The organism is Streptomyces sp. NPDC006430, assembly GCF_040612395.1.
GTDB lineage: Bacteria > Actinomycetota > Actinomycetes > Streptomycetales > Streptomycetaceae > Streptomyces.
Genome location: NZ_JBEXQA010000004.1, coordinates 36,114 through 59,429 on the forward strand (window position 1 = coordinate 36,114; position 23,316 = coordinate 59,429).

The following is a 23,316-nucleotide window of genomic DNA, read 5'->3' on the forward strand; positions in this document are numbered from 1 at the left end:
CTCGCGGATCTCCTCCGGACGGCGATCGCGGGACTCCACCGCCGCGAACCTCGGGCGCGGGGGTCTCCGCGACAGCTCTCGGGGCTCCCGCTGCCGCCCGACTGTGCTCCGTACCGGCGGTGATCGTCACTCGCCCTCCAGCCTCACAACCGGGCCGGTCGTACGTCCCGTGCGCAGGCCAGCATCACGCTCAACAGTTCGACTCACCAAGGGCGTTGACGGCCTTCATACGCGGCGCAGCAACAATTGACGCGGCTTTGACGCCCCCTGCCCGTATCGCGATGCGAGCGGGCGAGCGCCAAGCTCCGGGCCATGATCGGCACGCTCACGTGATGGACTGCGCTGGCCCAGAGCCCCCGCATGCCACCGCCCGCTAACCGACGCGTGGGGACTAGCTTTCGCTTCTGAGCAGTGCCTCGAAGCCGGCGAGGGTGGCCCGCAAGCCGAACTCGAAGGTGCTGTCGGGGGCTTCGGCGTACCCGGTCGCGGAGCTGCCGACGATACGCTCGCGCAGCCTCGGAAAGGCCATGCCGATCTCGGCGGCCGCCGCCACGGCGTCGGCCAGCCCCTTCTCCGGGTCTCCGGTCCTGCCCAGCCGGCGGGTCAGCGAGACCTGGGCGGCGGAGCCGAGGGCGCTGCCCAGCACGAAGATGAACACGGTGGCGGCCGCCCGGTCAGCGTCGGCGGGCGAGAAGCCGGCCTTCTCGTAGAGGGCGAGGCTGTGGTCGTCGTGGCGGGCCTTACCAGGTCCGTAGAGCAGATGGCTGCCGAAGGCCTGCCCCAGCCACGGGTGCCGGGTGAGCATCGCGTGCAGGCTGCCGGCCATGGCGGTCGCGGCGCTACGCCAGTCCATGGCGTCGAGGTCGGGCAGCTCGACCTCGCTCCACACGGCGTCGACCGCGAGCCGGACGAGTTCATCCTTGGTCTTGATGTGCCAGTAGACGGCGGTGGCGGCCGCGCCGAGCCGCCCGCCCAGGCTGCGCATGTTGAGGCCGTCGAGGCCTTCGTCGTCGAGCAGCTCGATGGCGGCGCGGACGATCTGGTCCGGGGAGAGGGTGTTGCGAGGCATGCCCAAGAGACTACTTGAACTTAGTGCAGTGGCGTGTCTATCCTCAATTGCACTTAGTTCAAGAATCCTTGTGACTCACGAACCCCCGGGGGAAACCATGCAGGAGCAGGAGAAGCACGGCGATTTCGGCGCGGTCGTCGCGGCCCTGGCCGAGGAGTACGGCGTGCCCGGCGCGTCCGTCGGCATCCTGGCCGGCGGCCAGACGATCTTCCTGAACCACGGCGTCACCAGCCTCGCCCACCCGCTCCCGGTCGACGAGAACACCCTGTTCCACCTCGGATCCACCACCAAGACCTTCACCGCCACCGCGCTGCTGCGGCTCGTCGAGGAGGGCAAGGTCGACCTGGCCGCGCCGGTGCGGCGGTACGTGCCCGAGCTCGTGCTCGCCGACGAGGCGGCCGCCGAGCGGATCACCGTCCTCAACCTGCTGAACCACACCGCGGGCCTGGACTGGAACTTCATCGACAGCGAGGACGAGGACGGCTCCCTGGCCGCGTTCGTCGCCAAGCTGGACCGGCTCCCGCTGATCGCACCACCCGGCGCCCGCGCCTCGTACAGCCAGGCCGGCTACAACCTCCTCGGCCGGATCATCGAGAACGTCACCGGACAGACCTACGAGCAGGCCGTGGCCTCCCTGCTCCTGGAGCCACTCGGACTCGCGAATACGGTCTTCGGCCTGGACGACGTCATGGTGCGCAAGTTCGCGGTGGGCTACGTCCGCGACGAGGCCGGCGAGTTGAAGCCCGCCCGGCCCTGGAAGGCGTACCGGGCCGGCGCCCGCGGCGACAACCCCGGTGGCGGCATCGTCTCCAACGTGGCCGACCTCCTCGCCTGGGCCCGCTTCCACCTCAGCGACGGCGACGGCCTGCTGGCCGCCGACACCCTGCACGGCATGCGCGAGCAAACGGTGGAACTGCGCGGCAGCACGCTGGGCGACGGCTTCGGCATCTGCTGGTTCCTGCGCGGCGTCGACGGAGTCCGCACCATCGGCCACGGCGGCTCGGGCAACGGGCAGTTCGCCGAACTCCACCTCGTCCCCGAGCACGACTTCGCCGTCGCGTCGCTGGCCAACTCCGAAGACGGCTACGTCTTCAACCAGGCCGTGATCCGAGCGGCGTTCGAGCACTACCTCGGCCTGGTCGAGAAGGACCCCGAGCCCGTGCCGCACGACGAGACGCGGGCTCGCGAGGTCGCCGGCCGCTACGAGAGCGACGTCATGAACATCGACATCGCCACCGACGGGCAGCGCCTCACCCTCGCGGTCGAGATCAAGCCGGAGATCCGCGCCGCCTCGGACACGGAGATGCCGCCGGACTACGCCCCGGCCGCCATGGGCTTCCTGCCCGGCGACGGCGACGAGTACCTCCTCACCGAGGGCGGCCTGAAGGGACAGCGCGGCTACTTCACCCGCGCCGCCGATGGCGCGGTCACCGGCGTCGACCTGGGCGGCCGCCTCTTCACCCGGGCCACGGGGGCCCAGCCCGTGTCCTAGAGCACGTCCCTCCATCGAGGCCTGTCCTGCCGGACGGCTCGCCAAGCACGCGGCAGGCGCTCCCCGTCACAGCGAACGCTGTGACGGGACGCCTTGCTGCCTGCCTCTCCTGCGCGGAGATCCGCATGCCGTGGCGCCCAAGGATCTCCGGCCCTTCGCGGACCGCTTCATCGAGGCCCCAGATCCCCCGCCGTTTCGGGGGAAGTTCAGGAGTTCCCGTACGGGCTCACGCCGCCTCTGCCGGCCTGTGGAAGGTCTGACGGCGCGCCGGGCCGGTCGCGTAGTGGACGTATTCGCGGGTCAGGCGGAAGCCTGCCGACCAGGCCAGGAGGCGGCTGGGGCGGTTGTCGCGGGAGCAGGTCCAGCTCGGTGTACGGCCGCGGGCGGCGATGTCCTCGCACAGGGCGGTGACGCAGGCCAGTGCGAGGTGCTGGCGGCGGTGGCCGGGGTCGGCCAGGGCGGCGACGTCCTCGTAGCCGCTGCCGAGGAAGTAGGTGCAGGCCAGCGAGAGGGCCCGGCCGCGGTGGAAGGCGCCCCAGCCGAGGCCGGAGGCGGCGAGTTGCTCCGGGCCGCCCCAGGTTTTGTAGATCCAGGCCGTCTCGGGTCCGAGCGCGAAGATCGCCGGCGCGTCCTTGGGTGTCAGGCGGCGCACGGTGATGCCGTGCGCCGGGCGGGCGGCCAGGGCGGGCTCCTGGTGCACGTAGACCATGCGCTCCCACGGGTCGACGCGGGCGAACGCGCCCCCGAGGGCGGGCAGGAAACGGGCCGGCGCCTCGACGTAGCTGCCCTCGAACCGTGCGAGCGCCTCAGGGGAGAGTGCGCCCGGTTCTCCGCGGAGCAGTATGTGATCGCCGCTGGAGACCGCCACGACCCGCGGGTCCACGGCACGGTCCGCCCACCAGCGGCCGTTGCCGGTGGCCAGGACGTGCTCGGGGAGGGCCGCGACTCCGGGCGCCCCGCCGGGGAACCAGCGGGCGAGAGCGGGGAGACGGGACGGAAGGAGCTCGATCACGACGGATGCCGCCTAGGTTCAGGGGAAGTGGGGCGGGGGCGGCCCGGGACGGTGGGCCGCCCCCGCGGGGAACCGGCGCCGGTGAGCGTCAGCGCCGGTCGGCCTTGCGGCCGCGGTTGGCTTGCTCTCAGGCGGAGTGGCCGACGAGTACGTCGGCCAGCTTGTTCAGCCGCTTGACGGTGCGCTCCTCGGTCGCGCAGGGAGCCGGGTCCATCCGCGCGTTCCGGTCGTAGTAGGCGCCGTTGACGATCTCGACCGCCGGGTCGCAGAGGCGGACGACGTGGGCGGCGCCCTCGGAAGGCGTCGCGCCTTCGTGCCCGTACAGCGGCCTCAGCGCGGTCTCGCATACGCCCGGGTTGACGGACACGGCGGTGACCCGGGGGTCGGCAGCGAAGACGGTGAGGGCCAGCTGTGACTGCGCGTAGGCCGCCAGGCGTGAGTAACGACGGGTGCGGTTGGGGTCGTTCCACATGATTGAGGCGGTGCGGTGCATCGAGGAGGAGACGTTCACGACGCGTCCTCCTGGGGAGGTGGTGAGTGCCGGTTCGAGCAGGTTCGTCAGCAGGTAGTGGGCGAGGAAGTTGACCTGGAAGGAGAGCTCGTTGCCGTCGGGGGTGACCGTGTGGCGCTCCGGGGCCGCTACCGCGGCGTTGTTGACGAGGACGTCGAGGTGCGGGTGCCCGACGATGACCCGGTTGGCGAGCCGTTCGACCTCGTCGAGGTGTGCGAAGTCCGCCGCGCACGGGCGCAGGAGTTCGGCGTCGACGTCGGCGGTGGCGATGAGCCGGGCCACGGCTTCCCGTGCCTCCGAGGGCGTACGGCCGTGAAGCAGAACGGTGGCCCCGCATTCGGCGAGCAGGCGGGCGGTCTCGTAGCCGATGCCCGAGGTGGCACCGGTGACCATGATGGTCCGGCCTGACAGGAAGGAAGACATGAGTGATTCCAGGGGAAAGGCATGGCTACGAGATCCCATGCGGCGGGACCGTGGCCGTGCGGTGAGAGAGATTCCGTATCGCTTGCAGGCATGGGCCCTCGGCGACGCGGCCGAGGGTCCTGTCGCGGGTCGACGGGCGCTAGTGCACCGGTAGGTGAACAGGGCACATCGTCGGCAGCACCCGATTCGGTGGCCGGTCGTCATGGCGCAGACCGATGTTCACGCCATCCATCCAACCGGCCTGCGATGGAGACCTCAAGCGCCCTGACGGCCCCCTGACGACGCCTTGACGGAATTCGGCCCGGCCAGCAGAACGAGTCCCGTCAAGACTCCTTGAGTGAGACGTCGTGAGCCTCTGGTGCCGATTCCGCGGTGGTGCGGAAGCGGAGCCGGGAGATGACCGCGCCGAGGCGCCCTGAGCGACCAGGCGCTCACGCGAGGAGCAGAGGACCGAACGTCTGGCCGGCGATGTGCTCGGCGGTCGGCTGGTCGAGCACGCGGCTCGGCACGTCCGGGTGCTGCCGGACCCAGCTGCGGGCGTTCCGCACGTCCGTGAAGAAGTTCACGGCGTCGCAGCAGGCGGTGGCCGCGGGCCTGCCACCGGGGCGCTGTCCGACCAGCACCACCGCACTCGGCGGCTCCCAGCGCATGACCCCTGCCTCGCAGGTGACGGTGATGGGATCGCCGGTCACCGGGTCGGCGGACGAGATCACGACGTCCTCGTTCAGCATGCGGGGATGCCGAGGGCGTCGATCGCGCACATCGGCCACACCTCCGTCCCGCCTCGGCCGGCCCCGGCCGCCGCCGCCCGAAGCGTCTGCGCATCGGGGCGGTTCCGGTGGCCGCGAAGTGCATCGCTTTCTGGAGCCGGGGGTCAGGGCTCGAGGAAGGACAGGGTCTGTGCGTCGAGGTCGAGTTCGAGCTGGCCGCCGCCGTGGTTGCGCAACTGCCGCCAGGCTTCATAGCCGGTCATGATGGCCTTCTCCCAGTCGGCCGCGCTTACAGCCTCGACGTCCGGACCCCGTACGACGCCCTTACAGCAGGACAGGCGACCCAGCCCGCCGGTATCGGCCCGGCGCGCTCACAGCGGCTGCGCCCACAGCTGGATCGCGCTCACTTTTGGACTACCTCGCAGGCCAGCACCCGGACCTCGCCCCCGGATTGCCGGACCTGCACACCCGGGGTCAAACACACGCGGCATTCACCCGCTGTCCCCTTCCCGGGAGACCGCTTCGACGGCCGCTGCACGGGTTGTCGGCTCCCTACAAGCGGTAACGCCCAAGCAATCAGACTCTCGGTCCGGCCATTGCGGAGCGCAGCGGGCAACCCGACTGGTACGTGGCCGGGGACAACTTCCAGACAAGCGCCGATCGCCGACGAAGCCGCTTCGGCGTCTGCACCTGCCCGAAGCCCGACCTGACGCAGCATCAGGAAAGTCAGCATTGGGTCAGCATTCGTAGACACACACCCACCCACGGACGCCCACAGAGGGGGAAGGCCCCGCACCATCGAAGGGCAAGCACGGGACGCGATCGGAAGCGCCGAGGATTCATCAACCGGAAGGCATCTGACTCGCGCCCCGCAGGGCCGCCTCTCTCCAGTTATCGCAGTTCAGCGCACTCGACCGCGCGGCTTGAGGTGGGCCGGGGGCAGGTCAGGAGCCGGAAGTGGAGGGCCGTCATACCCCTTCACCTCGCCGAATCTCGTCCCATCGATCCAGTCCTGGCGAGCCTGTGCGATATCCTCGCGTGACCGTCCAATCCAGTTCCAGAACCAAAGGATCACTCAGCGTTTCTGCAGGTCAGAGCGTTGCGAGTCCTTCAAAGTCAGCAAAAGTCAGCATCAGCGTGCTCTTCCACGGGCACAATCGTGAGGTTTTGCACCTTCTAGAGCTGGATTGCAGCACCGGTCGTCACAGTCAGACCTCGACGAGGTTGATTACGGTGGCCTTGGGGCTTACCCGGATTTCCGTGCCGTCGGCGAGGTTAAGGTGGGCGGCGGCCCTGTCGGGTGATCTCCGGTACGGTCTCCGGGCCAGACGTTGCGGGGACTGCCGGCGGGCTTCTGGCGGTGGAGGGACCCCCGATTCCGGGACCCTGATCGCGAGCACGTTGGCGCCCTCGGGAAGCGGGCCAGCGCGGTCAAGATGCCGCCTCCTGCCACCTCGACGAGGTCACGCCCGATGTGCACGCTTACGCCCTTCATGCGCCCCTACTCCCCCACGTAGCTTGCGACGTCGGCCTGTAACACCCATACGGACGTAGGGGGGCAGCGGATTGAAGCGAGCAGACGTGCTGAGGGATCTCGCGCAGCCGTGGAACGTGGCTGTTCATTCAACATCGGAGTTGCGGGCAGCGTTGCGAAGGCTGCGACCACAGACGACAAGGCCAAGCGGGAGAAGAACCAGGCTCCTCTCCGCCGCAAACCAGAACTCCGGCCCCTACCCGTGAAGCCACTCGGCGTATCGCTCCAGCTCACGCCCTGGGACGTCCTGCACTCCCTGGGGCGGGCCGACGTCCTCGCCCGTCAAGGCGCGGGGCGCGGGCTCGCCGAGAACTGGGCCAGCCTGAAGTACTGCCAGGCTCTGGCCGCCAACGACGGCCGCTACATGGCACTGTCGACCGAGGGTCGCAACCCCAGGCGCCACTACGCCGCCACCCAGTCGGGCGAGCTCGGCATCGGCTTCGCCCTGGCACTCGCCCGACGCGTGCTCGCCGCGCAGTACCCGGACCACTCGGTCTCGGTCATCGACGCCGAGATAGCCATGCGGGCCGGCTGGACGCTGACCGGAAAGGAGGCCGGACGCAGCAGCGCCCCGCGTCGGCCGGGCTTCTTCCTGGAGGTGTGGCGGCCCGGTGAGCCGTCCCGGGTCATCCCGGTCACCTGCAAGGGCACCCACGGCAACGCCGCCCAGGTGCACAAGCAGCTCGCCACCGCCTCCGCCGACGTGGAGGGCATCCACATCGGGACGTACAACGAAACGCCGGCCTTCGTCTTCGGCACCACGCTCCCCAAGAAGAGCGAGAGCATCACGCTCTACGTGCTCCAGGCCCCGGGCGACGGCATCCTGCACGATGCGAAGGCTCTGCACCTCGATCCACCGGTCGAGGACCGCAGCATCGCCCCCGGCATCGACGCACCGGCCGAACCGAACGAGGAACAACCGGTCGGATACCACGTGCGCCCCGAGGAGTGCGGCTGGTTCGGCCGGGTGCTCGCCCAGGCCGACGCCGCGGGGCTGATGGCCTTCACCGGAGGTGGCGAACCTACTGCCCGGTACCTCACGAGGCGCCAGGGCAAGGGGCACTTCGAGGCCTTCACCCACGCCGGAACCGGCATCGTCCAGGACGTCACCCACACCATCCACGGCAAGAGGTTCGCGGGTACCGATCACGTCTTCCGCCTCAACGGCGTCCGGGTGGAGGCCTTCTCCGGCCTCGCGGAGGACCTCTTCGACCATCTCCGCGACGGCAGGGTCGAGCAGTACCGCCACGAGGCCCATGCCCTCCGCGACTCATGGCACACCGATTCCTGGGACGCCAAATGGCGGGGCCCCGTCTCCCTCCACCCCGACGGGACCGTCATGGCCCTGCGCCGGCTCCACCTCAGCTGACCGCGGCTTCCGTCCAGCCTTCGGGGAACCGGACAGCTCCCCGAAGGCCTCGGACGCCGCCCCGTCCTCCACGTGCGCGCCCCTCCTTCTCCTCGGCGGTTCCCGCGATGCCGAGACCGGTGCCGATGTGGATTTTGACCTCGCTCAGGAGGGCGAGTCGCCCCGGGGAGGTGTACTGCTGGGGTAGTCGGACGCCGCGAAGCCCACCGCATGTACGTGACCGTTCGCGTCCTTGATCAGGTGGCGGCCGTCCGGTTCCGCACCAGGACGGTCGGCGGTGTAGATCGACGTCGCCGTATGCGCGTCGGTCCCTTCGTGTGACCCGGGCGGGCTCGGCCTTCCGCCGAGCCCGCCACGCCGGCTCCAGTCCGGGGCCGGACCCGTGTCACGTCGTTAGCGTTGCAGTGTCAGCAGACCCGGCCGGTAGGGCCACAAGCCGTAGTCGCCGCCGACGTTGGGGTCGCGCCCCTGGTAGAGGAACTGCAGGTTGCAGGGGTCGACGGTGAAGGTCTGATCGGCGGTGGTGCGGATCAGCTCGCCATGGCTGATGTCATTGGTCCAGGTGGCGCCGCTGTTGGCCTTGCCGGCGAAGGGGCTGCTCTCGCTCCCCGCCTGGGGCGTCCACGTGCCGTCCAGGCTGGTGGCCGTGAACGAGCGGAAGTAGCGGCCCTGCGAGCCGTCCGCCTCGACGATCATCAGGTAGCGGTTCTGGCCCTGGAGCTTGTAGACCTGAACGGCTTCGAACAGGTTCTTCGTCGTGTCGCTCATGATCACGGTCGAGTTCGAGCCGAAACTGCCCGGGAAGTTCCCGATCGGCATGCTCGCCCGGTAGATCTTGCCGTTGTCACCGGCGAAGAACAGGTACATGTTCGTGCCGTCACCGATGAGCGTCTGGTCGATCGGTCCTGTTCCGGAGCCGGCGATGCTTCCGGAGAAGAGCACCTGCTGTGACGACCAGCCATTGGGGTTGGTGGGGTCGCTCGACGTCCGGTAGGAGAAGGCGCTCCCACCACCCCACTGGTAGGTGAGCACCCAGATGTTCTTCGGCGCGAAGTAGAAGAGCGTGGGCGCGACGGTGGACGTCGACATCGCGTTCTGGCCGGCCGAGGCCATCTCCGACCAGTTGGTGAACGGGCTGAAGTTCATCGAGCCCCAGTTCTTCCCCGTGTCGTGGGTCGTCGCGTAGACGAGCTGCCGGCCGTTGTAGGGGGCGACGGTGAAGTCCTTGAGCGAGGCCCACCCGGGCTTGGGCTGCGCCAGCGGGCCCGTCGATGTCCAGCGGTAGGTCGACGGAAGATCACACGGGCCGGGGTTGCCGGCGCCGACCCGGACGAGCTGCCACTGCTGGTTGGTGCCGCCCCAGTCGTCGTACTGGACGATGTTCGCGTTGTCGGCGGTGGAGCCGCCCTGTACTTCGAGGGCCTTGTTGCTGTGGCGCGCGATGAGCCTCACGTAGCCGTCCGAGCTGTCGGCCAGCCGCCACTGCTGGTTGGTACCGTTCACGTCGGCCCACTGGACGATCGCGGCGCCGTTCGCGGTGGACCCGTTCTGGACGTCCAGCACCTTGCCGGAGTGGCGGGACTTGATGCGGTAGTAACCGCCGCCGGAGTCGACGAACTGCCACTGCTGCTGGTTCTGATCGTTCCGGGTCCACTGGGTGATGCGGGCCCCGTCGCTGGTCGCCAGGTTGTAGACGTCCAGGGCCTTGCCGCTATTGCGGTTGACCAGCACGTACGAGGCGTTGGGGTCGACTGCCGTCGCCGCGCCGGCGGGCTGCACCCCGAGGAAGGCGACCAGGAGCAGCAAGGGCGTGAGGACGGCGAGCAGGCGTCGTCTCAGGTGGACCGGGGAGGGAGGGCGAGACCACATCAGAAGAGCTCCTTCGGGGAGTGGGGGCGGGGTGACCCCGACGGACCGCGGGGCGGGCGCGTCGAGGGGTCGGGTACGGGATAGGTGTGGAGACGGCCGCACATGCCGAAGCGCTGGTGCTGCGGGCGCTCCAGCCGTGACACTTCGCCGTCGTCGAGGTGGGAGAGGTCTCCGGCCTTCAGCCGTTCCAGCTGACGGCCGGTCGTGACGGCCGCGGCGAGGGCGCCGTCGCGCCAGCGGATCCGCCAGGCGTCCAGGAGCTCGCTCTTCAGGCGGTGGGCCGCGATGTGGAACTCCCGCAGCCCGCCTTCGCGCAAGGCCAGGAAACCCTCCAGTGCCAGGTCGCGGCGGCGGCGGGCGGCCGCGGAACGGTCGCCGCTCAGGCCGGCCGCCCTGCGGTAGGCGTGGGGATCGGCCAGCACAGGAGCAGGGAAGGTGAAGACGGCGTCGCCCGCCTCGGGGAGTCCGCCGTTCTGCATGAGCACCACGAGGCGCAGGCCTCCGTCGTTGACGAGGCGGTGGATCGTGCCGGGGGTGAACCAGACGACGTCGCCGGGGAGTAGTGGGGTCTCGTCGAAACCGGAGGTGGTGAGGGTCTGTACGCTCCCCGCGCCGTCGATGACGACGTAGGCCTCGGAGCAGACGAGGTGCATGTGGGGCGTGCCGCCGCACAGCCCGTCGGCGGCTTCCCAGTCGTAGACGGTCAGCCCGGAGATTCCCACGCCCCCGGGGAGCGGGGTCACCGCGGGTGTTCCGCGATGTGGCGGGACAGGCGCCCGGGGGTCCATGCGCCGTCGGCCACGACGATCCGGTAGCGGCGCGACAGGGTGTCACCCGGGGCCAGCGGCAGTTCCTTGCCGAACGCCAGGGATGGGTTGACGGCGGGGATGGGTTCACTGCGGACGAACCAGTGGCAGGGGGCGTCCGGATCGTCCAGGAACAGGAGCGTGGAGGAGCGGTCGACCTCGTCGTGCGCGCCGGTGAAGGCCAGCCAGTCGCCCTGCTCGCCCATCGCGGGACCGATCACTTCGCCGCCGGTGAACTCGCGCGGGCCGCGCCAGAACAGGCCGGAGTATCCGGCGAGCTCTCTGCCCTGCGTGCCGGGGCTGCCGAACATCAGACCGCTGTCGCGGACGTTGGTCAGCGAGGTGGTGACGTCCAGGGTCCAGAAGTCGGCCCCGACGTCGTGTGCGGTCAGCGTGCGGCGCTCGTCGACCCAGTGCTCCCCCGCCATCGTGTGCCAGGCCAGATCCTCGGTGATCACGGCGCGGCCGTGGCCCGTTTCGGCGGAGACGGTGAGGCTGCGCATCGTGCCGAGGTTCGGCAGGTCCACGTAGCCCTGGCCGCGCAGGTAGGTGCCGCCGCCCCAGAAGTTCTGCCCCGACACCCACGACGCCGTGATCTGGATGCCCTTGTGCCAGCGGTGGTCGTGCGGCCGGTACCCGGTGACCACGTCGCCGGCGAGCGTGCGCACCGGATGGAGGTAGGGCTTCGGCGCCTCGAAGGGGTCCACGACCGGCCGGTGCACGTACCGGAAGAGGTCGACGTCGCGAGCCCGGACGATCAGCGAGTCCTCGTTCTCGAGGAGTTCGAACCTCACCGGAACACCCCCGGGCGCCCTCCGTTGAGCGCACCGTAGAACGGGTCGGCCGCGTCGATCTCTCCGCGCCGGACCGGCAGGCCGGTGATCGCGGCCTTGTACAGGGCGGTGACCAGTTCCATGGTGGGCCTGCCGAGGTCGGGCCGGATCCCCGCCTCGTAGTCGTCCAGGAAGGCCGCGAGCTGGGCGGTGTGCGAGCTGGGCACATCCTCCGGCGGCTCCCACTTCACGCCCGGTGACCTTGTGGTGAAGGTCCAGTCCGCGCTGGAGTAGCCGTACAGGTGCCGCAGCTCGACCGTGGCGTCGGTGAGATCGAAGCGAAGGTAGCTCTCCTCGCGGGGGGAAAGGACGCTGTTGACGACCGTCGCGAGGGCTCCGTCGCCGAACCGGACCAGGGCAGCGGACACGTCCTCGGTCTGGACCTCGCGCGCGAGGCGGCCGGCCATCGCCCGTACCTCGGTCCATTCGCCGAGCACCGCGAGCATCAGGTCCATCTGGTGGATGCCGTGGCCCAGGGTCGGGCCACCGCCCTCGCTCTCCCAGGTGCCGCGCCAGGGCACCTCGTAGTAGGCGTCGTCGCGGTACCACGCCGTGACGCACTGCGCGACCAGCGGACGGCCCAGGGTGCCGGCCGTGATCCGGTCGCGCAGGTACCGGCACCCCGAGCCGTACCTGTGCTGGAACACCGCGCCCGCGAAGGCGGGCCCTTCGGCGCGGCGGATCCGGTCGAGCTCGGCCAGCGACCGGGCCACCGGCTTCTCGCACCACACCCACGCCCCCGATTCCAGGCAGGCCACGGCCTGTTCGGCATGCAGGAACGGAGGCGTGCACAGGTGCACGAGGTCCGGCCTCTGCTCCTCGAGCATCGTGCGTAGGTCGGTGTAGACCGCGGGGACGCCGTGTTCGGCCGCGAACGCCTCGGCGCGGGCGGCGTCCACGTCGACGGCCGCCACGATCCGGGCCCGGTGCGCCTGCGCGCGGAGGGCCGGAACGTGGCAGATGCCCGCGATCCCGCCCGTTCCGACGATCGCCGTCCCGATCATCCGCCCAGCACCTTCCTGATCGCGTGGTAGGCGGGCTTGGGCAGCAGGTTCTCGTCGTAGGGCAGCGCCGCGCCCTCGCCGGGGAAGACGGAGGGGATCCACGAGTACTTGTCCGTGTAGTCCCAGATGGTGACGCCGACACACCTCCTGACCGCCAGGCAGGCCCTGACGTAGTCGGCGTACCAGGTGGCCTGGGTGGCGAGCATCGAAGGGGTCGCGGGGAGGGTCATCCGGATGTCGAGCTCGGTGACCGCGACATCGACCCCGAGGTCGGCGAAGCGCTGCATGTTCCGCTGGACGTCGGCGGGGAAGCCGTAGTGGAGCGCCAGGTGGCCCTGGATGCCGAAGCCCTCGACCGGGACCCCGTCGGCCTTCAGCTGCTTGATCAGGGTGTAGTAGGCGTCGCTCTTGGGACCCATGCCGTCGACGTTGTAGTCGTTGAGGTACAGCTTGGCGTGCCGGTCGGCCTCGTGGGCCCAGCGCAGTGCGTCGGCGATGTAGCCGGGGCCGAGCGTCTTGTAGAAGAGCGATTCGCGGTAGGTGCCGTCTTCGTTGAAGGCCTCGTTGACGACGTCCCAGTGGATCACCTGGCCCTTGAAGTGCCGGACCTCCGTCTGTATGTGGTTCTTGAGGATGGCGCGCAGCTCGTCGGCGGTCCAGGTGCCCTCGGTGAGCCAGGCGGGGAGCTGGTTGTGCCAGACGAGGGTGTGGCCGCGGACCTTCTGGTGGTGGGCCTTGGCGAACGCGACGACCTTGTCGGCGTCGGTGAAGTCGAAGACGCCGCGCTCGGGCTCGGTGGCGTACCACTTCATGGCGTTGCCGGGGGTGGTCTGGCCGAATTCGCTGCCGAGGAGCTTCAGGTAGGCGGCGTCGGTGAACTCGGGGTTGTCGGTGGCGGAGCCGAAGTACTTGTGGTGCTTCGCGGCCAGTTCGCCGAGCGTCCTGGGACGGGGCTCGGCGGCTGCGGGCGCTGCGGCGAGACCGGCCGAGAGGCAGATGGCGGCGGACAGGGCGGTGAGAATCCGGGACAGGGGAGCGGGCAGGTGAACGGACATGGCGGGTTGCTCCTCGGGGTGCGGGCGGTTCAGTCGAGGACGATCGTGGTGAGCGCGCGCGGGGCGAGTGTCGCCGTGAGGGTCGTGCCGTGCGTGGAGACGATGTCGGCCGGGGTGATCGAGCGGGTCCCGTCGGTGACGTAGCCGTCGGGGTGCCGGTCGTGTGCGCCGCGGAGGGAGAATTCGGCGGAGCTTTCGGTGGTCGCGGTGTTGAGGATCTCGATCACGCGGCTGCCGTCCATGTTGCGGAAGGCCGTGATCTGCAGTGCCGGGTCGGCGTGCGTGACCGGAACGCGGACGGCGCCGGGCCGGATGAAGCGGCTGAAGGCGGCCAGGGCCCAGTACCGCTTGGACACCCGGTAGTCGTCACCGGGGTCGGCGAGCTGGATGAGCCCCCGGGTCGCGCCGAGGGAGGCGCCCGTCCAGTAGACGTAGGCACTGGCGTTGCCGGTGGTCAGGGTGTTGTGGATGTCGGCGGCGACGGCGAGACCGTCGTAGCCGCTGCCGTCGTCCCAGTTCTCGTTCCAGGTGGCGCCGTCCGGCGACCATTCCGACATCCACACGGGCTTGTCGGTCGGCTGCGGGACCGCAGTCGGACCGCTGTAGCGGTGGCCGGTGACGGTCCGCACGGACTTGGCGGCGGCGGGGTCCGCCTCGATGGCCTCGGTGTAGGCGACCTGCCGGTCCCAGCCCGCGGCGTCGCAGCAGACCGGCTCGGTCTTCAGTCCGGATGCGCGGACGGCCGGCCCGAGCACCTTGAGGAAGTCGACGGCCTGCTGCGGGGTGAACCGCATCGACGCGTAGGTCGCCGTCCAGTCGGGTTCGTTGGTGAATCCCAGGTCAGTGATCCCGATGCCTTCCTGCCGGTAGAACTTCGTGTACTGCACGAGGTAGTTCGCGTAGGCCTGACGCCATTCGGGCCGCAGCTCGCCGCCGTTGTTCTCGCTCCCGTTGGTCTTCATGAAGGCCGGGGCGCTCCAGGCGTCGGCGTAGAACCGTTTGACGCCGTAGGCCTTGGCCTCCTTGGCGAGCCAGACCTGGCCGCCGTCCCAGCCGTCCCAGACGTACTTCGGTGTGGCGTCCGGCCCGCCAGGATCGGCCGGCAGGATCGTCGGCATGTGGTCGTAGACCCTGTCGGTCGACGACCCGATGCCCAGACGCAGGATCGAAAGGCCCGCGCCCTTGTCCTTGCTGAGCAGCAGGTCGAGTACTTCGCGCCGCTTGGCCGGGCCGAGGCCGCGCGCGCCGTGCAGCAGGTCGGCCCGCTGGAAGGCCATCGAGAAGCCGAATCCGTCGATGGGCTGGTGCGCTGTGCGGAAGTCGATGGCGTTGCGCGCGGGGGCGGCCACGCCCGTCGTTGATGTTAGCGCTAACAAAGGTGGCAGTGCGAGTGCGGTGAGGCGTTTCACGATGTCTCCTCGGGGGCGAGGTCGTGCGGGACGGGTCAGCCCTTGGTGGCGCCCGCGGTGAGGCCGCCGATCAGCTGCCGCTCGGCGACGGCGTAGAACGCGAGGGCGGGGACCATGGCGAGCACGATGTAGGCGAGGACGAGCGCGTAGTCGGTCGAGTACTGGCCCTGGAACTGCTGGACTCCGACCGGGATCGTCTGCCATTTCGGGTCGTTGAACACCAGCAGCGGCAGAAAGAAGTTGTTCCAGCTCGCGACGATCGCCAGCACCGAGACCGTGCCGAGCGCCGGACGCGCCATCGGCAGCAGGATCTTCCAGAAGAAGAGGAACTTGCCGCAGCCGTCCATGACGGCCGCCTCCTCGACCTCCGCCGGGATGGTCCGGAAGAAGCCGCGCAGAATGATGATCGTCATGGGGAGCCCGAAGGCCGCCTGCGGGAGGATCACTCCGAGCGGGTTGTCGAGCAGTTCGAAGGTCCGCAGCAGCAGGAACAACGGCAGCACGGCCACCGCGAACGGGAACATGAGCCCGATCGTGAACAGCGTGTAGAACAGCTCCCTGCCCCGGAAGGCGTAACGGGCCAGCACGAACGCCGCCATCGCGGACGCCGCCACCGTGCAGCACGTCGTGCCGATCGCGATGCCCGCGCTGTTGGCGATCTGCCGCCAGAACATCCCGTCGCCGAGGATGCCGGTGTAGTTGCCGGTCTCCCAGTGCTCCGGCAGCCCGAACGGGTTGGTCGTCAGCTCATCGGTGTTCTTGAACCCGGAGATCACCGCGTAGATCAGCGGCACGACGACGAACGCGCCGATCAGCCAGACCACGGCGTGCAGCGACAGGCCCCGTGCCGTCCTGCGGGCGTTCATCGGCCGCCTCCCGAGGTGATGGCCCCGCTCAGGTCACGGCGGAGCACGTAGCGCTGGTAGAAGAGGGAGAAGACCAGACTGATCATGAACAGCACCACGCTGATCGCACTGGCGTAGCCGACCTGGTAGCGCTTGAACCCGAACTGGAACATCGAGATGGCCATCGTCTCGGAGGAGTGGTTGGGCCCGCCCGCCGTCATGACCCAGACGAGGTCGAAGAGCTGGATGGCCCCGATGATCGACAGGAAGACGCTGATCCGGATCGTCGGCCCGAGCAGCGGCAGCGTCAAGTTCCGGAAGCGCTGCCAGGCGCCGGCGCCGTCGATGGAGGCGGCTTCGAGGATCTCGGCCGGAATGCTCTGCAGGCCGGCGAGGAAGAGCATCATGTGGAACCCGAAGTACTTCCAGGTCATGACCACGAACAGGGTCGGCATGACCGTCGAGGGATCGGCGAGCCACTTGCCCTGCAGCCCCTCCAGGCCGAGGAGGCCGGCGAGGTGGTCGGCCAGGCCGGCACCGGGAAGGAAGATCATCGTGAAGAGGACCGCCGTGACCACCTCGGACAGGACGTAGGGCGCGAAGAACAGCATCCGGTAGACCGCCCGGCCCCGCAGCCGCTGGTTGAGCAGGACCGCGGTGAACAGCGCGAAGGGCAACTGCACCATGACCGACAGGACGATCAGGTACAGCCCGCGCCCGAGATCGCCGAGGAAGACCTGGTCATCGAAGAGCCTCGCGTAGTTCCCGAAGCCGACGAAGTCGTCCATGGGGCCGACCCCGCCCCACGTGAAGAAGCCGGTCCAGACGGCGACCGCGATCGGTGCGAGGACGAAGACGAGGAAGAGGACCAGAGCCGGGACGAGGAACCAGGCGACCGACGCCCAGCTTCCCAGCCCGCGCAGGAGCGACCGTTCGGGGGCGGGCGGGCGCACCGGCCCGGCCTCCCGCGTCCGCTCCTCGGTCAGGGTGGACACGGGGCTAGGCACCCTTCGCAGCCTCGGTGATCGACTTGGTGACCTGCTCGGGCGTCTTCTTGCCCGCCATGAGGTCGGCGACGCTGTCGTTGACCTCCTGGCCCACCGCAGGCGGGTAGGCCTGGTCGAGAAAGAGCTGGAAGCCCGTCGCCTTCACCAGGCTGTCGGCCACCACCTTTCTGTTGGGCTCGGTGAGCTGGCTCTCCGCGCCCTTGACCACCGGCAGGTAACCGTTGGAGGACAGCAGCTTGGACTCGTTCTCCAGGACGAAGAACTTCAGGAAGTCCAGCGCCTCCTTCGGGGCGCCCTTGCGCAGCGCGAACCCGCTGCCACCGCCGAACACCTCGGTGACCTGGCCGACGCCGCCTTCGACCGTCGGGAAGGGGAAGAAGCCCAGGTCCGCTCCGAGGTCCGCACCCGCGTCCTTCTGCACCGACGGCGCCCACTGCCCCATCAGCTCCATGGCGGCCGCGCCGTTGCCCATGGTCGCGGCCTGGCCGCCGGGGGTGGAGTAGCCGGCACCGAGGAAGCCCGTCTGGAACGGCTGGAGGTCAACCAGCTCCTTGAGGTGGGTGCCCGCCCGGACGAAGCCGGCGCCGGTGAAGTCCTTGGTGGTCGCGGCCTGCTGCAGCGCGGGGAGGCCTGCGACGCGCATCGCGAGGTAGGCCCAGTAGTAGTGGCCCGGCCATTTCTCCTTGCCCGCGAGGGCGATCGGAGTGACGCCCGCCGCCTTGAGCTTCTTGACGTCTTCGAGGAACTCGGCCCAGGTGGCCGGCGGAGCGGTGATCCCGGCCTGGGCGAAGAGCTTCTTGTTGTACCAGAAGCCGACCATGCCGATGTCGTACGGCACCCCGTAGGTCCGGCCCTCGAACTGGTAGGCCTGCAGCGAGACCGGGGTGAGCTCGGACGACCAGCCGAACGCCTCGGTGAGGTCCTCGACCAACCCCGCGTCGACCTGCTGCCGCAGAACGCCGCCGCCCCAGGTCTGGAAGACGTCAGGGAGCCTGCCCGAGGAAGTGTTGGCCGTCAGCTTGGACTTGAAGGCCTCGTTCTCCAACGAGGTCGTCTTGATCGTGATGTTCGGGTGAGCGGCCGTGAACGCCGAGGAGATCTGCGGGAACAGGGACTTGCCCGGCTCCGTCGTGGCGATGTTCCACCACGCGAAGGACACCTTGCCGCCGGCCGCCAACCCCGGGCCGGAGCCCCCGCCGCCGCAGGCCGCGGTGAGCGGGACGGACAGAGCGGTCAGGCCCGAGAGCGCGAGGAAGGTTCGTCGACTCGGGGGTGTGCTGGCCATGGGACCTCCGGGTGGGGAATGCCGGTACGGGTCGGCCGGTGCGGTTCGGTCGGTTCAGCCGGCCCGGTCGGTTCAGTGGATTCAGTCGGTTCGAAAATCTTTCGTAACATTCTCGAATTGACGCTGCCACAAACTAGGAACGTGAAGGCTCACGGTCAAGCCTTCTTACCGAATTTCCCTCAGCACCAAGCTTCTTGTCGCTTGACAACCAGGTCGCACCGCCCGGAAACTCTTCGAAAGTTTGCGATACCTGTCGCCCGCCCAAGGCGTCCGCGCGGAGGAGAGAAGTTGAGCGAGCAGCGCCCGACCCTGGCCGTCATCGCCGCTGAGGCGGGGGTCTCCCAGGCCACCGTGTCCAAGGTGGTCAACGGCCGCTCCGACGTCGCACCCGCGACACGCGAACGGATCGAGGGCCTGCTGCGCTCCCACAACTACCTCCACCCCGGCGCGCAGGCCAGGGCCCGCAGGTCCGGCCTGGTCGACCTGATCATCGGCGGTCTGGACAGCGCGTGGGCGGTGGAGATACTGCGCGGCGTCGAGGCCGAGTGCGCCCAGCGGAGCGTCGGCACCGTCGTATCGCTCGTCCCGCCGGGCGAGGCCACGCCTTCGAGCTGGGCCGCACTGCCGGTCCTGCACCACAGTGACGGCGTCATCCTCGTCACCGCCTCGGTCACCCAGGCGCAGCGCGCCCAGGTCGAACAGGCCGGGGTGGCGCTGGTCGTCATCGACCCGATCGACCTGCCGGGCAACGGTGTGCCGAGCATCGGCGCGACCAACTGGGCGGGCGGCCTCGCCGCCACCGAGCACCTGCTGGAGCTGGGGCACCGCCGGATCGCCGCGATCGGCGGGCGCAAGGAGATGCTCTGCAGCCAGGCCCGCATCGACGGGTACCGCGCCGCGCTGGAGCGGGCCGGGATCGAGGTCGACCGCGACCTGATCCGGTTCGGCGACTTCCAGCACGAGGGCGGGTTCCAGCGCGCCCGGGAACTGCTCGCCCTCCCCGAACCGCCGACCGCCGTCTTCGCCGGGAGCGACCAGCAGGCGATGGGCGTCTACGAAGCCGCCCGGCAGGCCGGGCTGAGCGTCCCGCGGGATCTCAGCGTGGTCGGCTTCGACGACCTGCCGATGTGCGGATGGCTGTCACCGCCGCTGACGACGGTGCGCCAGCCACTGGAGGAGATGGGCCGGCTCGCCGCCCGCACCCTTTTCCAGCTCCTGGACGGCCAGCCCCTGGTCAGCCCCCGGATGGAGCTCTCGACCGAGCTCAAGGTCCGGCTCTCCACCGCCCCGCCCCGTTCCTAGGAGAACTCCTTGACCGAGCCCTGGCGTGACCCCCTCCTGCCCGTGCCCGTACGAGTCGCCGATCTGCTGAAACGGATGACGCTGGAGGAGAAGGCGGGTCAGCTCGCCGGCTTCTGGGCGCTGCCCTCGGATCCGGGCGCACCCGTCGCCCCGATGGAGGACGACTCCGGCGAGTCCGCGCCCGGCCTCGACGACATCGTCGCCCACGGCCTCGGCCAGCTCACCCGGGTGTACGGCACCGCCCCGATCACCGCGGAAGCCGGGATGGAGCGGCTCGCCTCGCTCCAGCGGCAGGTGACCGGAGCCGGCCGGTTCGGGATACCGGCGATCGCCCACGAAGAGTGCCTGACCGGGTTCATGACGTTCGGAGCGACGGTCTTCCCCGGGCCACTGGCCTGGGGCGCCTCCTTCGATCCCGGACTCGTGCGCCGGATGGCCGCCGCCATCGGCGCGGGGATGCGGCGGGCCGGCGTCCATCAGGGGCTGGCTCCGGTGCTCGACGTGGTCCGCGACTACCGGTGGGGCAGGACCGAGGAGTGCATCGGCGAGGACCCCTATCTCGTCGGAGCGATCGGCACCGCCTATGTGCAGGGCCTGGAGGGCGCCGGGATCGTGGCGACGCTCAAGCACTTCGCCGGGTACTCGGCCTCGCGCGGCGGCCGGAACATGGCCCCCGTCGCCTCGGGACCGCGCGAGTTCGCCGACGTACTGGTCGAGCCCTTCGTACGGGCACTGCGCGAGGGGGGCGCCCGGTCGGTGATGAACAGTTACACCGACGTGGACGGCGTTCCGGTGGCCGCCGACGAACGGCTGCTGACCGAACTGCTCAGGGGAGAGCTGGGGTTCAGCGGTGTGGTCGTCGCCGACTACTACGCCGTCTCCTTCCTGGAGACCCGGCACGGTGTCGCCGGATCGCGGGGCGCGGCCGGCGCGCTGGCGCTGACCGCCGGAATCGACGTGGAGCTGCCCACGGCCCGGTGCTACGGCGAGCAGCTGACCGAACTCGTGCGGGCGGGAAGCGTGCCCGAGGAGCTGGTCGACCGGGCCGCGGAACGGGTCCTGCTCCAGAAGGCGGAGCTCGGCCTGCTCGACCCCAACTGGGAACCCGTCAAACCCGAGCCGGTCGACCTCGACCCGCCCGAGAACCGGGCACTGGCCAGGCTCCTGGCCGAACGGTCCACCGTGCTGCTCGCCAACGACGGCATCCTGCCGCTGCGGCCGTGCCGGGTCGCGATCAGCGGGCCCTACGCCGACGACCCCCAGTCCTTCCTCGGCTGCTACTCCTTCCCCAACCACGTCGCGCTGCCCGGCGACCTCGGGCTGGAGATCCCGACGCTCGGCGAGGCGCTCACCGCCACCGGGTTCACGGTCACCGCGGACGATCCGGACGTGAACCTGCTCGTGCTCGGGGACCGGGCTGGCATGTTCGGCCGGGGCACCTCCGGAGAGGGCTGCGACGCAGAGACCCTCGAACTGCCCGGCGACCAGGCCGCACTCGCCTCCGCCGTTCTGGACTCGGAGGTGCCGACCGTCCTGGTCCTCGTCTCCGGGCGGCCCTACGCGCTCGGCACGCTGGCCGAGCGCGCCTCGGCCGTGGTGCAGGCCTTCTTCCCCGGCGAGGAGGGCGGGACGGCGCTGGCCCGGATCATCAGCGGTGCCGCGGAACCGACCGGGCGGCTGCCCGTCTCCATCCCCCGCCAGGTCGGCGGCCAGCCCGGCACCTACCTGCACGCCAGGCTCGGCGGGCACACCGACTGGAGCTCGGTGGACCCGACCCCGCTGTTCCCGTTCGGACACGGGCTGAGCTGGACCAGCTTCACCTGCTCGGAGCTCTCCGTGGATCCCGTCGCCGCGACGGACGGGGCCGTCGCCGTTTCGGTCACCGTACGCAACGTCGGCGAGGTGGCCGGGACCGAAGTGGTCCAGCTGTACCTCTCCGACCCCGTGGCGTCCGTCGTCCGGCCGCAGCGGTGGCTCGCCGGATTCGCCAGGGTCGAACTGCGGCCGGGCGCGGCCGCCCGGATCACCTTCTCGGTCCATGCCGACCGGACCTCCTTCACCGGGCTCGACCTGCGCAGAAGAGTGGAGCCCGGGGAGATCGGCGTGGCCGTCGGACGGTCCAGCGGCGATCTTCCGCTCCAGGGCTCCTTCACTCTGGAAGGCCCCGTACGTCACCCGACGGCCGACCGGGTGCTGTCCGTGCCGGTCGAGATTGTCCCGGCTCCATGACCGGTTACTTCGGTGATCCCGTGCTGCCCGGGTTCCGGCCCGACCCGTCCGTCTGCCGGGTGGGAGCGGACTACTACCTGGTGACGTCCAGCTTCGAATGGTTCCCGGGCCTTCCCGTGTTCCACAGCCGCGACCTCATGAACTGGCGGCGCATCGGCTCCGCGCTCGACCGGGCGTCCCAGCTCGACCTCGACGGGTGCGAGCCCTCTCGGGGTCTGTTCGCACCGACGATCCGGCACCATGACGGGGTCTTCCATCTCGTCTGCACGCTGATGGACGGCCCCGGCCATTTCGTCGTCACGGCGACCGACCCGGCGGGGCCGTGGTCGGAGCCCCACTGGTTGGACGGTGAGGGCTTCGATCCGTCGCTGTTCTTCGACGACGGGCCGGACGACGGCGACGGGCACGGCGAGGGCGACGGCGACGGCGACGGCGACGGCCGGGCCTGGTTCACGGCCGCACGAGTCGTGGACGAAGCCGCGGGCCGCACCGAGATCTGGATGCGCGAATACCTTCCCCGGGAACGACGGCTGACGGGACCCGAGCACGTCCTGTGGTCGGGGAGCCATCCCGGCGCCCGATGGTCGGAAGCCCCGCACCTCTACAAGACCGGCGGCACCTATCTACTGGTCACCGCCGAGGGCGGCACCGATGTGGACCACAGCGTGGTGGCCGCCCGCGCCGACCGCGTGACCGGCCCCTACGAGGGCGCCCCCGGCAATCCGGTGCTACCGCCCGCCAAGGGTCCGGTCACCTGCACCGGGCACGCCGACCTCGTCCAAACCCCGAACGGCGACTGGCGGGCCGTCCTCCTGGGCGTTCGCCCTGGCTCCGCCCTCGGCCGCGAGACCTTCCTCAGCCGGATCACCTGGGACGCGGGCTGGCCGGTCTTCTCCCCCGTCGTCCACACCGACCTCCGCCGCCCCGTCCACGACGACTTCGCCACGCTCTCCGCGGACTGGAGCAGCCTGCGCACACCGCCGGAGCGGTTCTGGACCACCGGCGACGGGCTCCGCCTCCAGCTCCGCCCCGACCGCATCGGCGAACGCACCACCCCGTCCCTCCTGGCCCGCCCCCAGGAACAGCCCGACTGCGAAGTCTCCACCGAACTGCACTTCACCCCCGCCGCACCGGACGAAGTGGCGGGCCTCGCTGTAGTCCTCGACGACGACACCCATCTCCTCCTCCTCCGCACCGCGGAGGGACTCACCCTCCGCCGCGGGGCCGAGGTCCTGGCCGGCGTTCCCGTCCCCCCGGGCCCCATTCGCCTGGGGGTCCGTATCCGCGGCTTCAGCCACACCTTCGCCCACGCGGCACCCGACGGAGCATGGCAGGACCTGACCACCGTCGAAGCCACCTTCCTCACCCCGCTGTTCACCAGCGTCCAGCTCGGCCTATACGCCACCTCCAACGGCCGTCCCTCCACCAACCAAGCCCACTTCACGTGGTTCGACATCACGTACCCGAGCCCACAGGAACCGCCGGACAGGCGCTGACATCGCTGGTGCCGGGAGCGGATCGATCGCCTGGAGCAGCTGCGCGCGGTGCCCGG

General features: G+C 70.0%; 19 protein-coding genes and 1 pseudogene. 5 read left to right on the plus strand and 15 right to left on the minus strand.

Going from position 1 to position 23,316, the window contains the following annotated elements:
- Positions 1-391: 391 nt before the first annotated feature.
- Complete coding sequence (locus tag ABZZ20_RS08205; RefSeq protein WP_356868067.1) at positions 392-1,069, minus strand: TetR/AcrR family transcriptional regulator; 678 nt, start codon at positions 1,067-1,069, stop codon at positions 392-394.
- Between the two features lie 97 nt (positions 1,070-1,166).
- Between ABZZ20_RS08205 and ABZZ20_RS08210 the strand changes: the two genes are divergently transcribed.
- Positions 1,167-2,561: a serine hydrolase domain-containing protein gene (locus ABZZ20_RS08210; protein ID WP_356868069.1), complete on the plus strand. Its 1,395-nt coding sequence runs from the start codon at positions 1,167-1,169 to the stop codon at positions 2,559-2,561.
- Positions 2,562-2,787: 226 nt separating this feature from the next.
- Here ABZZ20_RS08210 and ABZZ20_RS08215 read toward each other — a convergent pair whose 3' ends face one another.
- From ABZZ20_RS08215 to ABZZ20_RS08235, 5 genes and pseudogenes are all read right to left on the minus strand, one after another.
- Complete coding sequence (locus ABZZ20_RS08215; RefSeq protein WP_356868071.1) at positions 2,788-3,573, minus strand: GNAT family N-acetyltransferase; 786 nt, start codon at positions 3,571-3,573, stop codon at positions 2,788-2,790.
- A gap of 127 nt (positions 3,574-3,700) precedes the next feature.
- Positions 3,701-4,507, minus strand: a complete 807-nt coding sequence (locus tag ABZZ20_RS08220) for an SDR family NAD(P)-dependent oxidoreductase (RefSeq protein ID WP_053790382.1) — start codon at positions 4,505-4,507, stop codon at positions 3,701-3,703.
- A 431-nt stretch (positions 4,508-4,938) separates the two neighbouring features.
- Positions 4,939-5,238 carry an organomercurial lyase gene (gene merB, locus ABZZ20_RS08225; RefSeq protein WP_356868073.1) on the minus strand — a complete coding sequence of 100 codons (300 nt, stop codon included), beginning with the start codon at positions 5,236-5,238 and terminating at the stop codon, positions 4,939-4,941.
- Positions 5,239-5,381: 143 nt separating this feature from the next.
- Complete coding sequence (locus ABZZ20_RS08230; RefSeq protein WP_356868581.1) at positions 5,382-5,564, minus strand: hypothetical protein; 183 nt, start codon at positions 5,562-5,564, stop codon at positions 5,382-5,384.
- A gap of 554 nt (positions 5,565-6,118) precedes the next feature.
- Positions 6,119-6,280: pseudogene (locus ABZZ20_RS08235) on the minus strand (pirin family protein); the annotation flags it as partial.
- A 673-nt stretch (positions 6,281-6,953) separates the two neighbouring features.
- On the opposite strand from ABZZ20_RS08235, the gene ABZZ20_RS08240 reads away from it, so the two are divergent.
- Positions 6,954-8,120 carry a hypothetical protein gene (locus ABZZ20_RS08240; RefSeq protein ID WP_356868075.1) on the plus strand — a complete coding sequence of 389 codons (1,167 nt, stop codon included), beginning with the start codon at positions 6,954-6,956 and terminating at the stop codon, positions 8,118-8,120.
- 393 nt (positions 8,121-8,513) lie between these two features.
- On the opposite strand, the gene ABZZ20_RS08245 is transcribed toward ABZZ20_RS08240, so the two are convergent.
- The 9 genes from ABZZ20_RS08245 to ABZZ20_RS08285 all read right to left on the minus strand — a co-directional run bounded on the left by ABZZ20_RS08245 (position 8,514) and on the right by ABZZ20_RS08285 (position 18,233).
- Positions 8,514-9,989: a non-reducing end alpha-L-arabinofuranosidase family hydrolase gene (locus ABZZ20_RS08245; RefSeq protein ID WP_356868077.1), complete on the minus strand. Its 1,476-nt coding sequence runs from the start codon at positions 9,987-9,989 to the stop codon at positions 8,514-8,516.
- Positions 9,989-10,777 (minus strand): cupin domain-containing protein, encoded by a 789-nt coding sequence (locus ABZZ20_RS08250; RefSeq protein ID WP_356868079.1) that lies wholly within the window; start codon positions 10,775-10,777, stop codon positions 9,989-9,991. Before ABZZ20_RS08250 ends, ABZZ20_RS08245 begins: the two co-directional genes overlap by 1 nt.
- Positions 10,729-11,589: a PmoA family protein gene (locus ABZZ20_RS08255; RefSeq protein WP_356868081.1), complete on the minus strand. Its 861-nt coding sequence runs from the start codon at positions 11,587-11,589 to the stop codon at positions 10,729-10,731. Before ABZZ20_RS08255 ends, ABZZ20_RS08250 begins: the two co-directional genes overlap by 49 nt.
- Positions 11,586-12,632: a Gfo/Idh/MocA family oxidoreductase gene (locus ABZZ20_RS08260; protein WP_356868083.1), complete on the minus strand. Its 1,047-nt coding sequence runs from the start codon at positions 12,630-12,632 to the stop codon at positions 11,586-11,588. Before ABZZ20_RS08260 ends, ABZZ20_RS08255 begins: the two co-directional genes overlap by 4 nt.
- Positions 12,629-13,687, minus strand: coding sequence for an endo-1,4-beta-xylanase (locus ABZZ20_RS08265; protein WP_356868085.1), 1,059 nt, complete (start codon positions 13,685-13,687; stop codon positions 12,629-12,631). Before ABZZ20_RS08265 ends, ABZZ20_RS08260 begins: the two co-directional genes overlap by 4 nt.
- A gap of 29 nt (positions 13,688-13,716) precedes the next feature.
- Entirely contained in the window at positions 13,717-15,036 is a 1,320-nt protein-coding gene (locus tag ABZZ20_RS08270) for a glycoside hydrolase (protein WP_356868087.1), read from the minus strand.
- A 95-nt stretch (positions 15,037-15,131) separates the two neighbouring features.
- Positions 15,132-15,962 (minus strand): carbohydrate ABC transporter permease, encoded by an 831-nt coding sequence (locus ABZZ20_RS08275; protein WP_356868089.1) that lies wholly within the window; start codon positions 15,960-15,962, stop codon positions 15,132-15,134.
- On the minus strand, positions 15,959-16,864 hold the full coding sequence (locus ABZZ20_RS08280) for a sugar ABC transporter permease (protein WP_356868583.1): 906 nt from the start codon (positions 16,862-16,864) through the stop codon (positions 15,959-15,961). Before ABZZ20_RS08280 ends, ABZZ20_RS08275 begins: the two co-directional genes overlap by 4 nt.
- Before the next feature lie 76 nt (positions 16,865-16,940).
- The gene (locus tag ABZZ20_RS08285) at positions 16,941-18,233 is read right to left on the minus strand and encodes an extracellular solute-binding protein (RefSeq protein WP_356868091.1); all 1,293 of its coding nucleotides are present in this window, start codon (positions 18,231-18,233) and stop codon (positions 16,941-16,943) included.
- Positions 18,234-18,521: 288 nt separating this feature from the next.
- Between ABZZ20_RS08285 and ABZZ20_RS08290 the strand changes: the two genes are divergently transcribed.
- The 3 genes from ABZZ20_RS08290 to ABZZ20_RS08300 are packed head-to-tail and all read left to right on the plus strand — an operon-like array spanning position 18,522 to position 23,260.
- On the plus strand, positions 18,522-19,535 hold the full coding sequence (locus ABZZ20_RS08290; RefSeq protein ID WP_356868093.1) for a LacI family DNA-binding transcriptional regulator: 1,014 nt from the start codon (positions 18,522-18,524) through the stop codon (positions 19,533-19,535).
- 9 nt (positions 19,536-19,544) lie between these two features.
- Positions 19,545-21,764 carry a glycoside hydrolase family 3 N-terminal domain-containing protein gene (locus ABZZ20_RS08295; RefSeq protein ID WP_356868095.1) on the plus strand — a complete coding sequence of 740 codons (2,220 nt, stop codon included), beginning with the start codon at positions 19,545-19,547 and terminating at the stop codon, positions 21,762-21,764.
- Positions 21,761-23,260: a family 43 glycosylhydrolase gene (locus ABZZ20_RS08300; RefSeq protein WP_356868097.1), complete on the plus strand. Its 1,500-nt coding sequence runs from the start codon at positions 21,761-21,763 to the stop codon at positions 23,258-23,260. Before ABZZ20_RS08295 ends, ABZZ20_RS08300 begins: the two co-directional genes overlap by 4 nt.
- Positions 23,261-23,316 lie beyond the last annotated feature (56 nt).

Excerpts from the sequence above, each read along its gene's own strand:
- ABZZ20_RS08205 (WP_356868067.1), bottom strand. The coding sequence starts at position 1,069 with ATGCCTCGCAACACCCTCTCCCCGGACCAGATCGTCCGCGCCGCCATC.
- ABZZ20_RS08210 (WP_356868069.1), top strand. The coding sequence starts at position 1,167 with ATGCAGGAGCAGGAGAAGCACGGCGATTTCGGCGCGGTCGTCGCGGCC.
- ABZZ20_RS08220 (WP_053790382.1), bottom strand. The coding sequence starts at position 4,507 with ATGTCTTCCTTCCTGTCAGGCCGGACCATCATGGTCACCGGTGCCACC.
- merB (WP_356868073.1), bottom strand. The coding sequence starts at position 5,238 with ATGCTGAACGAGGACGTCGTGATCTCGTCCGCCGACCCGGTGACCGGC.
- ABZZ20_RS08245 (WP_356868077.1), bottom strand. The coding sequence starts at position 9,989 with ATGTGGTCTCGCCCTCCCTCCCCGGTCCACCTGAGACGACGCCTGCTC.
- ABZZ20_RS08250 (WP_356868079.1), bottom strand. The coding sequence starts at position 10,777 with ATGGACCCCCGGGCGCCTGTCCCGCCACATCGCGGAACACCCGCGGTG.
- ABZZ20_RS08260 (WP_356868083.1), bottom strand. The coding sequence starts at position 12,632 with ATGATCGGGACGGCGATCGTCGGAACGGGCGGGATCGCGGGCATCTGC.
- ABZZ20_RS08265 (WP_356868085.1), bottom strand. The coding sequence starts at position 13,687 with ATGTCCGTTCACCTGCCCGCTCCCCTGTCCCGGATTCTCACCGCCCTG.
- ABZZ20_RS08275 (WP_356868089.1), bottom strand. The coding sequence starts at position 15,962 with ATGAACGCCCGCAGGACGGCACGGGGCCTGTCGCTGCACGCCGTGGTC.
- ABZZ20_RS08285 (WP_356868091.1), bottom strand. The coding sequence starts at position 18,233 with ATGGCCAGCACACCCCCGAGTCGACGAACCTTCCTCGCGCTCTCGGGC.
- ABZZ20_RS08300 (WP_356868097.1), top strand. The coding sequence starts at position 21,761 with ATGACCGGTTACTTCGGTGATCCCGTGCTGCCCGGGTTCCGGCCCGAC.